This window comes from Chryseobacterium sp. UNC8MFCol (assembly GCF_000482305.1).
Classification (GTDB): Bacteria; Bacteroidota; Bacteroidia; order Flavobacteriales; family Weeksellaceae; genus Chryseobacterium; species Chryseobacterium indologenes.
In genome coordinates this window covers 532,109-544,770 of the sequence record NZ_KI535290.1, presented here as the reverse complement: position 1 = coordinate 544,770, position 12,662 = coordinate 532,109, and the positions used below count along the sequence as shown (strand labels likewise).

At 38.0% G+C, this 12,662-nt stretch carries 11 protein-coding genes; 5 read left to right on the top strand and 6 right to left on the bottom strand.

Annotated features, from left to right (window positions below):
• Positions 1–200 precede the first annotated feature (200 nt).
• Positions 201–1,451, top strand: a complete 1,251-nt coding sequence (locus M030_RS0116820; RefSeq protein WP_027374562.1) for a dicarboxylate/amino acid:cation symporter — start codon at positions 201–203, stop codon at positions 1,449–1,451.
• A gap of 7 nt (positions 1,452–1,458) precedes the next feature.
• Positions 1,459–1,908, top strand: a complete 450-nt coding sequence (locus M030_RS24385) for a hypothetical protein (protein ID WP_228375264.1) — start codon at positions 1,459–1,461, stop codon at positions 1,906–1,908.
• 190 nt (positions 1,909–2,098) lie between these two features.
• Here M030_RS24385 and M030_RS0116810 read toward each other — a convergent pair whose 3' ends face one another.
• Positions 2,099–4,900 carry a GH92 family glycosyl hydrolase gene (locus tag M030_RS0116810; RefSeq protein ID WP_027374561.1) on the bottom strand — a complete coding sequence of 934 codons (2,802 nt, stop codon included), beginning with the start codon at positions 4,898–4,900 and terminating at the stop codon, positions 2,099–2,101.
• A gap of 95 nt (positions 4,901–4,995) precedes the next feature.
• Between M030_RS0116810 and M030_RS0116805 the strand changes: the two genes are divergently transcribed.
• Positions 4,996–7,338, top strand: coding sequence for a TonB-dependent receptor domain-containing protein (locus M030_RS0116805; RefSeq protein WP_027374560.1), 2,343 nt, complete (start codon positions 4,996–4,998; stop codon positions 7,336–7,338).
• Between the two features lie 60 nt (positions 7,339–7,398).
• On the opposite strand, the gene M030_RS0116800 is transcribed toward M030_RS0116805, so the two are convergent.
• Complete coding sequence (locus M030_RS0116800; RefSeq protein ID WP_027374559.1) at positions 7,399–7,854, bottom strand: hypothetical protein; 456 nt, start codon at positions 7,852–7,854, stop codon at positions 7,399–7,401.
• Between the two features lie 151 nt (positions 7,855–8,005).
• Here M030_RS0116800 and M030_RS0116795 point away from each other — a divergent pair, with 151 nt between their 5' ends.
• Entirely contained in the window at positions 8,006–9,112 is a 1,107-nt protein-coding gene (locus M030_RS0116795) for an Mrp/NBP35 family ATP-binding protein (protein WP_027374558.1), read from the top strand.
• Between the two features lie 47 nt (positions 9,113–9,159).
• On the top strand, positions 9,160–9,408 hold the full coding sequence (locus tag M030_RS0116790; RefSeq protein ID WP_045500144.1) for a NifU family protein: 249 nt from the start codon (positions 9,160–9,162) through the stop codon (positions 9,406–9,408).
• 102 nt (positions 9,409–9,510) lie between these two features.
• Here the strand turns inward: M030_RS0116790 and M030_RS24380 are convergent, their stop codons facing one another.
• The 4 genes from M030_RS24380 to M030_RS24375 all read right to left on the bottom strand — a co-directional run bounded on the left by M030_RS24380 (position 9,511) and on the right by M030_RS24375 (position 12,524).
• Complete coding sequence (locus M030_RS24380) at positions 9,511–10,275, bottom strand: hypothetical protein (protein WP_155860268.1); 765 nt, start codon at positions 10,273–10,275, stop codon at positions 9,511–9,513.
• 36 nt (positions 10,276–10,311) lie between these two features.
• Positions 10,312–11,064, bottom strand: a complete 753-nt coding sequence (locus tag M030_RS0116780; RefSeq protein WP_155860267.1) for a hypothetical protein — start codon at positions 11,062–11,064, stop codon at positions 10,312–10,314.
• Positions 11,065–11,075: 11 nt separating this feature from the next.
• Positions 11,076–11,837 carry a hypothetical protein gene (locus M030_RS0116775; protein WP_027374555.1) on the bottom strand — a complete coding sequence of 254 codons (762 nt, stop codon included), beginning with the start codon at positions 11,835–11,837 and terminating at the stop codon, positions 11,076–11,078.
• 294 nt (positions 11,838–12,131) lie between these two features.
• Positions 12,132–12,524: a DUF3060 domain-containing protein gene (locus M030_RS24375; protein WP_027374554.1), complete on the bottom strand. Its 393-nt coding sequence runs from the start codon at positions 12,522–12,524 to the stop codon at positions 12,132–12,134.
• Positions 12,525–12,662 lie beyond the last annotated feature (138 nt).

Below are 12,662 nucleotides of genomic sequence, written 5' to 3'. Positions count from 1 at the left end.
GTTATACAATCAAATGTAACAATAAAATTTATACCAAAGGAATAAAAATTCAATAAATGTTTCTTAATTTTTTTACAATATTTTCTAAACCAGCTAATTAATTTTTATGTTTCAAAACGGAATACCTTATACATCCTAATTTGAATAAAATCTTGTGTCAATTGAAAAACCATTATATTTGCGCAAATTGAACTATATATATGAAAGGACAGAATAAACTTTTTATAGCGATTGTCATTGCCCTTGTTCTGGGAGTAGGAATCGGAGGCATAGTACACGTAAAATATCCGGAAAGTGCAGAACCTTTTTCCAAGAATATCAAATTGTTGGGAACAGTCTTCATCAGGCTGGTACAGATGATAATAGCACCTTTGGTTTTTACAACTCTGGTAGTGGGAATTGCTAAAATGAGTGATATCAAAATGATCGGAAGAGTAGGAACGAAAGCAATGCTTTGGTTTATTTCGGCTTCTTTGGTTTCACTTTTTATCGGATTGATGCTGGTGAATTGGCTGGAGCCGGGACATGTAACAAAACTCCCTATTCAGGATGTTTCTTCAGCGGAAGACCTTCTTAAAAGCAGTAAAAGCTTTTCTATGGAAGATTTCGTGAAACATATGATTCCTAAAAGTTTATTTGAAGCTTTTGCTACCAACGAAGTTTTGCAGATTGTCGTATTTGCTATTATGTTCGGGATTGCTTTGGCTAATCTTGGAGAAGCGTATGCGCAGCCTGTTGTGAAGCTTTTTGATATTATTGCCCATGCTATCCTTAAAATGGTAGGATATATCATGTGGTTTGCTCCGTTTGGAGTATTGGGAGCTATTGCAGCTGTAGTGGCAACCAATGGTTTTGAAATATTTAAAGTGTATGCCATTTATCTTAGAGATTTCTTCTTTGCCCTCGGGGTTCTTTGGATCGTTCTTTTGATTGTGGGATACCTGATCCTGGGGAACCGTCTTTTCGACTTAATGAAGAGAATTAAAGAACCTTTACTGATTGCCTTTTCCACAACAAGCTCTGAAGCAGTATTCCCTAAACTGGTAGAAGAACTTGAAAAATTCGGATGTAACAGCAGAGTTGTATCTTTTATCCTGCCGTTAGGATATTCTTTTAACCTTGACGGAAGTATGATGTATATGACATTCGCATCTATTTTCATCGCACAGATCTATGGAATTGAAATGACTCTGGGACAGCAGATCACGATGCTTCTGGTGTTAATGCTTACTTCAAAAGGAATTGCAGGGGTGCCAAGAGCTTCCTTAGTGATTATTGTAGCGACCTGTTCTATGTTCGGAATTCCACCGGAGGGAATTGCCTTAATTTTACCAATTGATCACTTCTGTGATATGGGAAGAAGTATGACCAATGTGTTAGGCAATACACTGGCGACATCTGCCGTATCAAAATGGGAAGGACAATTAACTGAACCGTTAGATAAAGTTTAAAACAACAATGAGTGTAAAAAACTTAGAACTATACAAAAGCCATATTGACAAATATGGCTTTTCTGTTATTAATACAGTGTTTTCAGATGATGAAGTTGAAGAAATAATTAATGTTCTCAGCAGCATAGATACGTCAAGAGAGAATTTCAGAAAATCTGAAGACCTCTTTGCGATAAGACAGTTTTTAAAAGAAATCCCGGACATTAAAGACCTGATTTTTACTGAAAATCTTAAAAAGGTTATCCGGGAAATCTTTGGTGAAAAATATTTCGTTGTAAAAAGCATCTACTTTGATAAACCGGAAACTTCCAATTGGTATGTAGCCTATCATCAGGACCTCACCATTTCTGTGGATAAAAAGATGGAATTGCAGGGTTTCGGCCCCTGGACAACCAAGCAAAATCAGTTTGCAGTACAACCTGAAGCCCTGAAGTGGTCTGAAAAAATGAATGGATAAAAAATCGCCCTTCGAATTTTCGAAGGGCGATTTTTTATAAGAAGCTGAATGCTGAATAAGGAAGTACTGAAAGTCTATGGATCAATATCAGTATATCTGATCAATGTATCCAAACCTGAAAATTTTTATAAGTTGACTTTAAAAAGTAATTTTTCAAGTAATAACTTCAGGTTTCACTGTTCGATTTTCCTTAATGGGCAGAAATTTCATCAATAAAAATATAGGCCTCACCTCCGGCTCCCTGATGCCATTCCGGAAGTTTACCGGAATAGTAAGCTTTTACTTTGATGTATCGTGCTTCTGTAGGAAGAATATCTCCGGAGAAATCTTTAATCTGTACTTTTTCATCTTTCGGACCAATTGTATTATCGATGGTTTTGAGCAGAATAAAATCTTTGCCATTCATCGAAGCGTAATATTCTACTTTTTTGGGCATCAGGATCCATGCTTTGCTGTCCTGAAGATAGGTAGACGATATATTGGTAATCTGCTGGGGAGATTTAAAATCTATGACCGCTTCAAAGTTTTGCCCCTGATATCCCTGCCATTCTCCTTTTCTCCAGTTAATATCTCCTCTGATTCCGTCAATAAGAGCCAGCTTGCCATTAGCAGTATATTGGGGAGTAGCTTTTGATAGGGTATTGATTTCCCAGTAATTGGGTCTTCTGTTAAAGTGGGCTACCGTTACTGAGCTTTTTTCTCCTTTTCTTTCAGCATAGGCGTGGACCTGGGTACTTTTGGTAATAGAAAAGGGGCCCTTGTAAGGAATGAATGTCTTTCTTTTATTCGCATCGCTGTCATCGATTGTCATATAATAGACTTTGTCTCCTGCGTCCAATGGCGCAATTTCTACTTTGGTGGAGAAATCAAAGATTCTGTCTGCGGAAATCACCGGAGAAGGTATAAGCTGGGTATATTTTAAATCCTTCACAGGTACCATATTTTCAAATCCCAATCTTTTTAGTTCTGCCCTGCCGGTATTTTTCGTAATGGTTCTGGTAGAACCGTCTTCAAGATGTATTTTAATTTCATCAAAATAAGGCGTAGTGGTTTCCCATTCAGGCAGTCCGGGAGTGACAGAATAAATCCCCATAGCACTCAGAATATACCATGCACTCATCTGGCCGCAATCCTCATTTCCGATGAGTCCGTCAGGAGTATTCTTGTAAAAGTTGTCCAGAATATATTTTATTTTGGCATCTGTTTTTTCCGGCTTATCTACAAAATTATACAGGTAAGCAATATGATGGCTCGGTTCATTTCCCTGCGCATACTGTCCTATTAATCCCGTAATATCGGCCTGTTCTCTCCCTGTGGTTTTGTCCGGTGCAGTAAAAATAGCATCAATAAACTGTTCGAATTTTTCTTTTCCGCCGTGGGCTGTAATGAGTCCCGGAATATCCTGCTGTACAGAATAAGAATAGTGCCATGAATTTCCTTCCGTATAATTGTTATTCACCTCTCTCGGATCAAAAGGCTCATACCAGTTGCCATTCTTTCTTGGCTGCATAAACCCGTTTTTAGGATTATAAAGATTTTTCCAGTTTTGGGAACGTTTCATAAAATACAGGTAATCTTCTTTTTTGCCCAAAATCTTTGCCATCTGGGCAATACACCAGTCATCATAGGCATATTCTACGGTTTTGGAGACACTTTCAGACTCATCATCCATGCTGATGTAGTTGTTCTGTTTGTAGGCATTTAGACCGAAAATATCCTGCATGGCAGAGCTTTTGGAAGCCTGAAATGCTTTTTCGTAATCAAAACCCTTGATCCCTTTAGCCATAGCATCAGCAATCACTGAAACGGAATGGTACCCGATCATACATTCTGTTTCATTCGATGCCAGTTCCCATACCGGAAGTTTTCCTCCCTGTTCGTATTGTTTGATAAAGGTATTGATGAAATCTGCGGTTCTTTTTCTGTCGATTAATGTCATCAGTGGATGTGCACCTCTGAAAGTATCCCAAAGAGAAAATACGGTATAATAATCAAAATCTTTGGCTGTATAAAGTTTATTATCTCTTCCTCTGTATCTTCCGTCGACATCCATATTGATATTGGGTTGCGTGAAAACATGGTACATTGCAGTGTAAAAAACGGCTAATTTATTTTTATCATTAGACTTAGCCTCTATTTTTGAAATTTCCTGATCCCAATCTGCTTCAGCCTGCTTTTTTATCGCTTCGAAATCTGATGATTTTCCTTCTGCCAGCATATTTTTTCCGGCTCCTTCATATCCTGTAGGAGAAAGCGCTACTTTTACACTGATCTTTTCTCCTTTTTTAACATCGCTTGAGAATACCAAAGCGAGTTTTGTGCCTGCGAAATATTTACTTTCTTGCTTTCCGTTGGCTTCAGCTTTCGAAATTTTCATAGGTTTTGAAAACTCAATTCTGGCATAGATATATTGATTGGTGGCCCAGGCTTCACTTCTTCTGAATACTTCAACCGTTTTGTCGTCAATAATTTTTACCTCACCCTCCAGAAGTTTGTCCCGATGGTTAAGATCTAAAATAATATTAGCATTTCCCGGATTATTGAAAGTATATTCGTGATATCCCACTCTTTTGGTTGTGGTAAGACGAACATCAATATTGTTTTTATCTAATCTGACAGCATAAAAACCCGCCGTTGCTTTTTCGTTTTTGTGTGAAAATTTGGAAGAATAATCTTTAGGATGGAGACCGGGATTTCCCATAGTAGGCATCAGCATAATATCTCCGTAATCTGAAACTCCCGTTCCGTTGAGGTGAGTATGAGAAAAACCATAGATAACAGAATCCGAATAATGATAACCGCTGCATCCGTCCCAGCTCCCGTCTATTCTGGTATCGGGAGATAATTGCACCATCCCGAAAGGGACTGTAGCTCCGGGAAAAGTGTGTCCATGGCCTCCGGTTCCGATCAATGGATTGACATATTGTGAATAATTTTGAGCGCATATCACCTGAGTCATAAACAAAGAAAATATAACCAGCTTTTTTTTCATATTTCAATTTTGTAAAAGCGAATATATCGAAAAACAACAAGATTGACGTAATAAAGCAGGCAAATGGATTGTCATATTACAAACTAGTAGAATCAATGAAGAAAACAATAGGTATTGCGCTAATGGTGTTGCCGGTGCTCGCATTTTCACAGAGTATTACGGGAAAAATTTTACATGACGGAAATATAGCTCCCTATGTTGAGGTGGTAGTGACAAAAGATCAGAAAAATCAGACGGCTATTTCTGATGAAAAAGGCAGCTATTCCCTTAAGCTTTCAGAAAACGGAAATTATATTCTCAAACTTATCAGGGATGGTGAAGAAGTATCCAGAAGGGATATTTCGGTACAGGGGGATGTAAAACAGGATTTTTTCCTTGAAAAAAAGGTAGAAAAGCAAATCGAAGGGGTGACGCTTACAGCCAGAAAAAAATTAATTGAAAGAAAGGCAGACCGATTGGTTTTTAATGTAGCCAATTCAGTGGCTTCCCAGGGGATGGACGGGGCAGATGCAATGGCTACGACACCTTTGGTGAAAGTAGATGATAATTCAGGCGTTTCAATTGCCGGGAAAAGCGGAGTGGCCATCATGATCAACGAGAGAATACTGAATTTATCCGGGGCCGAGCTTGTCACTTATCTTAAAAGTCTCCGATCCGAAAATATTGAAAAGATAGAAGTAATTACTACTCCTCCTGCAAAATATGAGGTACAGGGAAACAGCGGCCTGATCAATATTGTGCTGAAGAAAAATCAAAACCTTGGATGGAGCGGTAGTATTACAACCACACTTCAGCAACAAACCTACACGGGAACCTCAAACAGTGCCACAATCAATTATCAGAATGAAAAAATGCGTTCTTCACTAAAACTGAGACAGAATAAAAGTGAAAAATATTCTTATGAAAATTACAGAATAGAAGGAGCCGAAGGCCTCAGAAGTTCAGATAGCAGAAGAGATTTCGGGGACGGTGCAGGTGCCAATTTTAGTCTTGATTATCAGCTGAATTCTAAATCTAATGCAGGATTTATCTATGACTACGGATTCGGACATTCTAATATGGATATTATCAATACGTCAGACTATTTCAGGAATGAAAACTACACCAATACCTTGTTAACGTCTGCAGAACACAGGGCAAAAACTACCCAGCAAACGATAAGCGCCTATTATGATATAAAATTTGGAAAACAAGAGCATAAACTAAGCATCACAGGAAATTATTTCTCAAATAATCCTGAAACAACCATTGATTTTGTGACGAGAGAAAATTCCGGACAGGGATCTATTGTAAAATCACCTTCAACGGTTGACTATAAAATATACTCAGGCCAGGCAGATCTTACCTTGCCTTTTCAGCTTGCTAAAACGGAAGCCGGGGTGAAATTCACCAATTTTGATAACAATTCACAAATATCCTATCAAAATTTTATCGATGGAAAGTATGTAACTGATCCGGTAAAAAGCAACGAGTTTAAATACCAGGAGAAAAATTATGCAGCCTATATCAGTTTTGAAAAGTCGTTCAACGAAAAATGGTCAGCAAAGGCTGGGCTCCGGTATGAATATTCTACAATAACCGGATATTCGCTGATATCGGGGCAGCAAACAGAAAATTCCTACGGTAAATTTTTCCCTACCGCCTATATTTCGTATAAAAGTAATGAGAATCATACTTTTAACCTGAGCTACTCAAAACGTATCAACAGACCGGGGTTCCGGGCCATCAATCCCTATCGCTGGTACACCAATATCAACTCTTATTTTACGGGAAATCCGTTTCTACAGCCTTCCATTAATCATAATTTTGAGTTTTCTCATGTTTATAAGGGAAAATTATCAACCTCATTTTATTTTCAAAGGTCTTTGGATGCGTTTGGACAGCTTACGAATCTGAAAGATGAAAACAAAATCAGTACTTTCGAAAATTATTATAACCAAAACAGCCTCGGCCTGACCATCAATTATTCTGACACTTTTTTCAGATTGTGGGAACTGAATTATGCGGCAGATTTATCCTATATGGAAACCAACGTTTTTGCTACGGATGCTGCCTCAAGGAAGGGAAGTGGATATGAATTTAATTTTCAGAACAATATATCCTTAAATAAAAGTAAAACCATTCAGCTGATCGCCAACTATTGGATGCGCCTGCCTTCCAATTCCGGGAATATACGCTGGGAATATCTGGGCAACTTTACTACCGGAATAAAGATAAGTTTGATGGAGAAAAATTTACAGATCAATGCAACGGTTTCTGATATATTCAAACAAGCCAAAAGTTTGGGACAGATCTTTTATACCAGCGGAACGCACTCTTTCAACAATTATTATGATGCAAGAAGGCTGACGGTATCGGCTACTTATACTTTCGGAAATAAAAAAGTAAAAGGAGCAGACCGTAATGTGAAATTCGATGAGAAGAACAGAGCAAACTAGAAAAGGGAGAATGGAGGCGGAAAATATTTCCTGCCTCCTGCTTCCGGCTTTTTCCACTCTTTATACCTCGCCCTCAAAAAAGTCGTTCAGGTAATTCTTCTGATTTTCCTTTTCTCTGGCCGTTCCGAGATATTTTTTCCATGCCTGAGATTCATGATAGACAATTCCCATCTCCCAGACGCAATAGGTAGGATGATGATTTTTATTTCTGTCCCAGACTTCAAACCGGCCGGAACCGTCGTAATAAACACTTTCCCATAATTCATTTTCGCTTCGCCATGTGCAGACTAAGAGAAGGTACTTTTCTCCGCACCGGTGCATAATGACAAAACCTAGATCCTCAATGTCCTGGAATTTTTCCTGAGCATTCTCAATGCATATTTTAGCATGATTAATATCTTGTTTTGAAACCTGATCAGGATCTTCTGCCAGGTTATACCACTTGAAGCTGGTGGTGCCAACATTGAAAATTCCTTTTGGAACTGCCTGTTTTGAGGGGTATGTATTGACTTTCATTGGTTTTGTTTTAAGGTAGGGTTAGTTTGACTAAGGTAAAAAATAGCAGGATAAAATTTTTACTGATCTTATTTATCACCTGATGTTATAGATTTTATTGATTCTAAATTATCAAAAAAAAGCGTAAATTTGTGAACAATTTATATTTAGTATGTTGACGAAAGAAAAGGTTCAAGATTTCCTTAAAGAAATAGAAGTAGACGACTTGGTGAATAATCTTCAGATTATGGGTAATGATGTATATATTGACATGACTGCCCATTCGCCTGCCATGCACGAAAAGAAAAAGCTGGAAGCCGCTATGAAGCAGGCTTTTGCCAGTGAGTTTGGAGAAGATATTCATTTAAAACTTAAAATCGTTTCTCCGGAACCTAGTGAAATTCAGCAAAGTCAGATCAAAGGAAAGCAAATTCCCGGAATTCAAAATATTATCGCTATTGCTTCCGGTAAGGGAGGAGTAGGGAAGTCTACAGTTTCTGCAAATATGGCAGTGACTCTGGCTAAAATGGGCTTTAAAGTAGGATTATTGGACGCTGATATTTATGGTCCTTCAGTTCCTACCATGTTCGATACAGAAGGGCAAAAACCAATTTCGGTAGAAGTAAACGGTAAGAACCTGATGAAACCTATCGAGAATTATGGGGTAAAAATGCTGTCTATCGGATATTTCTCAGGCTCTAACCAAGCGGTAGTGTGGAGAGGCCCAATGGCTTCGAAAGCATTAAATCAGATGATCAGAGATGCTGCATGGGGAGAATTAGACTTTTTGTTGATTGACCTTCCTCCGGGAACCGGTGATATTCATTTGTCTATTATCCAGGAAGTTCCTGTAACCGGTGCTGTGATTGTGAGTACACCTCAGCATGTTGCTTTGGCAGACGTAAGAAAAGGTATTGCGATGTTCCAGATGGAAAGCATTAATATTCCGGTTCTTGGATTAATCGAAAATATGGCGTATTTTACACCGGAAGAATTGCCTGACAATAAATATTATATCTTTGGAAACCAGGGAGCACAATATCTGGCAGAAGATTTAGGTATTCCTGTATTGGGAGAGATACCATTGATCCAAAGTATCAGAGAAGCAGGAGATGTAGGAAGACCGGCTGCACTGCAGGAAGATTCTAAAATTGCGGAAATCTATACAGAAACTGCAAGAAAGATGGTGGAAAGCTTGGTGGAAAGAAATAAAAACCTTCCTCCTACTGAAGCTGTGAAGATCTCAACAATGGCCGGATGTTCTCCAAAAGCAAAATAATAACATTTCAAATTACATTTGAAAAAACCGAATTGAACTGAAAAAATATGGAAACAAACATAACACACGAAGATACTGTAACAAGAGTAATGGAAGCTCTGGAAAGCATCAGACCGTTTTTGAATAAAGACGGAGGTGATATAGAGCTTATTGACGTGAAAGATAATCAGGTTTTTGTAAAACTTTTGGGTAACTGCTCCGGATGTTCTTTGAATTTTTCAACCCTAAAACTAGGTGTAGAAAATACCATTAAACAACATGCTCCGGAAATCGAAAAGGTAGTTAACGTAGAATAAAATTATATCTGATATATTTTTAAAAGACAGGCTTTTTGCAAGGCCTGTCTTTTTTTGATGAAAAATATAATTAAGCTCCTTTTAAAAGCTTGTCGTTTTATTTTAATTAAAATGATTTCTTAATGAAATATTGGAGATAACATTGACACTTAAGTTACTACTGGTGGTGTCCCGCATTCTGTATTGAATCTGGATTTGCGTTCCGGCTGTAAGATTTCCCATCCAATACAGCGGCATACTCCCTCCGTTCCCTCCGCCACCGGTTCCAAAGTAGGATGTCGCCAATACGGTGGAAGTACTTGTATTAATGATCTGCGCTGCAAAGGTCTTTGCTGTACCCGAAGCTGTGGATATTCCCAGTTGAACAATTCCTGAAAACGAATATAATCCTGTAGTAGGTATTGTAAATGTGCCTGCAGTATGTACATTACCGATATCAACACGTTCTGTAGCAAAGTCTAAAGTAGTCCACGGAGAGTAAGCAGTGGCAGTGTAGGCTGTTGTCGAGGCGCTGGGGCTTCCGGTAAATACCAGCTCAGTAATATTTCGGTTATTGATTTCCGTACGGGTATCTGTTACCTCTGCGATTGGCTCCCATTGAGTCCCTGTCCAAATATAAAAAGTATCTTTAAGGACATTATTGGGTGCAGTACCGGAATTCTGAAGATTATAAACCAGCAGTCCCTGATCCGTTGATGTTGCAGATGAAATAACCGGAACGGTCGAGGTATCGTTACTACCGGATAACTGTACCCTCGGAATCAGTAATCCTTTATTAGGGCTTACCAAGTCTAAGATTGTTCCCGGATCAGGCGTTGAAGTACCTATTCCTACTTGCGCTTTTGCTAAACCGGTACTGATAAGCAAGAGTATATATATAAATTTATATTTTGAGCCCATATTTTAATATTTATAAATGTTTATTGTCCCTGATTCCATTCTGTAATTACCTGCTGTATAAGAATATTGAAAGCTAAGAAGATGGTTTACAGTGAGATTTCGGGTATTAATTAAAGTAGTGTACATTCTGTTGAGTACAAATCTGCCCGAAACAAAGCCAATAAATGATCCGTTATCCAACAGCCTGTTAGTACTGGTTCCTCCTGAATTTGCAGTATTAGACATAACCGATACAAATTCTACCAGATAAACTCCCGTAGAAGGAACTGTATATTGACTGGTTCCCAGGTTCCATCCTGAATATTTGTCCACAAGAATTTCCTGGGAAGTTAAAGTAAGTGGAGTGGCACTTCCTCCACTGGCAGTACCTAATACAGTATAAGGCTTTTGACCTATATTTGCGGAGAAAATCAACAATGGGATATTAGCTGAGGAAATAATACTTTCAGTAGCAGTGGATGTTGCCTGTGAATGATATTGATTATCACTTCCCCAATAAGCGAGGGAAGGAGTTAAATCATTATTAATATCCATGGATGTATTATAAAGCATCACCCCTAGAGCAGGAGCAGTAATGGGTGTCATTGTACTGTTTCGGGCCGTTATAGCCAGGTTAGGAATTCTCAGAGCCTTATTATTAGCATCTAATTTTACAATAGCTCCCGGTGAAACATTGGTAGATCCTATGACAAACTGGCCAAAATACAGTTGTGAAACAAACAGCAGAAAAGACAGGCAGAAAAGACGTGTTTTCATAAGTACCATATTTAGTTGTTTAATATTTTAGAAATAGATACATTGGTGTTGCCTATCTGATAATTCGTACCGTTAGACTGAACACTGAAGGAAATCGTATCTCCAATGACGAGCTCTAAAGTACAGGTACTGGATAAGCCTGCAAACTGGTAATCTCTTTCCATAGCATACGTACATACGGTAGCTCCGTTCTTTTGAACAAACAGGGCAGAGCTGCCGTTAATATCTCCTGTCGTGTTTCTGGTATCTACATTATAAGTGATCACATACATTCCGTTTTCTTTGATCTGATAACCGGTATAGGCTCCTGCAGGACCCTGTACACCTGCCGGCAGGTTTTTGAAAAGGGTATTGAAAGTAAGACCGGTCGTTGTACCTCCAGCTATACTTGAAGATGTAGCAATATTACTGGCCGCAAAAACAGGGGTAATGAAAGGAATTTTTTCAACCTCCGTTATAATATTAGCTTTCGTAAACATCTTTTCCCAGGCAGTTCCGTTGAAAACATACAATCCTTTATTGACACTCGACATTCCTGTACCCGCAACGGCTGTATTATAGATGACAAAACCCCGTTTAGGAGCCTGAACCGTAGAAATATCAGCCGTTGAGGTGAGAGAAACAACCGGAAGCTGGAAACCTTTATTTGTTGAAGTGACATCGAGGATCGCAGACGAATTGGGAGCGGTATTTCCAATCCCTACTCCTCCTTGTTGTGCATGGCCGAAAATTAAAAAGAACATGCAAAGGAGAATGAAATTTTTTTCTTGCATTTTTTTTTGTTTTATTAAAAATAAGAATAATTACATGTAATTATTGCTTTTTTATAGTTAAATTATTGTAATATATGCGTAGATATTTTGTTTTTAATGTGGTTTTTGTTTGACTTATTTTATTTTTATATCTCATTTATTTAGTGGTATTCTTAATTTATGAAAATCAAAAAAAAGTGATTTAATTTGAATTAAATAATAAAAAAAGCTTCAGAATTTTCTGAAGCTAATCTTTATAAATAAATATTTTTTGTATTGTTGAATTTGAATTTCAATAGGTCAACAAGCTTTACTTTATTGTTTTGCTACTTTATTGCCTACTCCGGTCAGTGACGTATCAGGCTTTCCGCTTTTGGTTCCGGATGTTTTATAGAAGACGGTATTATTACCACCTTCCATAACGATTTTATCTACTTTATCGATGTATACTTTATTACCAGTCCCCGAAACGGATATTTTTTTCGCACTTCCTTTGATCATAACAATATTGTCGCCACCTTCGACTTCTACAACTCCGCCATTAAGCGTGTAATTAAGTTTGTGACCAACTCTTTCCACCTGTATTTTTTTGTCATTATCTGTTTTTTCTACACCATGGATAGATTCTGTTTTTCTGGATTGAGAAAAAGCGGTCCCGGTCCCAAGGAACAGAATGACTAAGATTCCTGCTGTTTTAATACTTTTCATATTGATTTTGGTTTTTGTTGCAGGTAAATATAAGAAGAAAATGGCCTTCCATTCCGGGTTTAAAAGTTAAATGATCTTAAAATTATACGGTATTGTTACCAAAAAAGCTCCGGAATTTCCGAAGCTTTGAATAAAAAG

Coding starts and splice junctions, on each gene's coding strand:
- M030_RS0116820 (WP_027374562.1), top strand. CDS start 201: ATGAAAGGACAGAATAAACTTTTTATAGCGATTGTCATTGCCCTTGTT.
- M030_RS24385 (WP_228375264.1), top strand. CDS start 1,459: ATGAGTGTAAAAAACTTAGAACTATACAAAAGCCATATTGACAAATAT.
- M030_RS0116810 (WP_027374561.1), bottom strand. CDS start 4,900: ATGAAAAAAAAGCTGGTTATATTTTCTTTGTTTATGACTCAGGTGATA.
- M030_RS0116805 (WP_027374560.1), top strand. CDS start 4,996: ATGAAGAAAACAATAGGTATTGCGCTAATGGTGTTGCCGGTGCTCGCA.
- M030_RS0116800 (WP_027374559.1), bottom strand. CDS start 7,854: ATGAAAGTCAATACATACCCCTCAAAACAGGCAGTTCCAAAAGGAATT.
- M030_RS0116795 (WP_027374558.1), top strand. CDS start 8,006: ATGTTGACGAAAGAAAAGGTTCAAGATTTCCTTAAAGAAATAGAAGTA.
- M030_RS0116790 (WP_045500144.1), top strand. CDS start 9,160: ATGGAAACAAACATAACACACGAAGATACTGTAACAAGAGTAATGGAA.
- M030_RS0116780 (WP_155860267.1), bottom strand. CDS start 11,064: ATGAAAACACGTCTTTTCTGCCTGTCTTTTCTGCTGTTTGTTTCACAA.
- M030_RS0116775 (WP_027374555.1), bottom strand. CDS start 11,837: ATGCAAGAAAAAAATTTCATTCTCCTTTGCATGTTCTTTTTAATTTTC.
- M030_RS24375 (WP_027374554.1), bottom strand. CDS start 12,524: ATGAAAAGTATTAAAACAGCAGGAATCTTAGTCATTCTGTTCCTTGGG.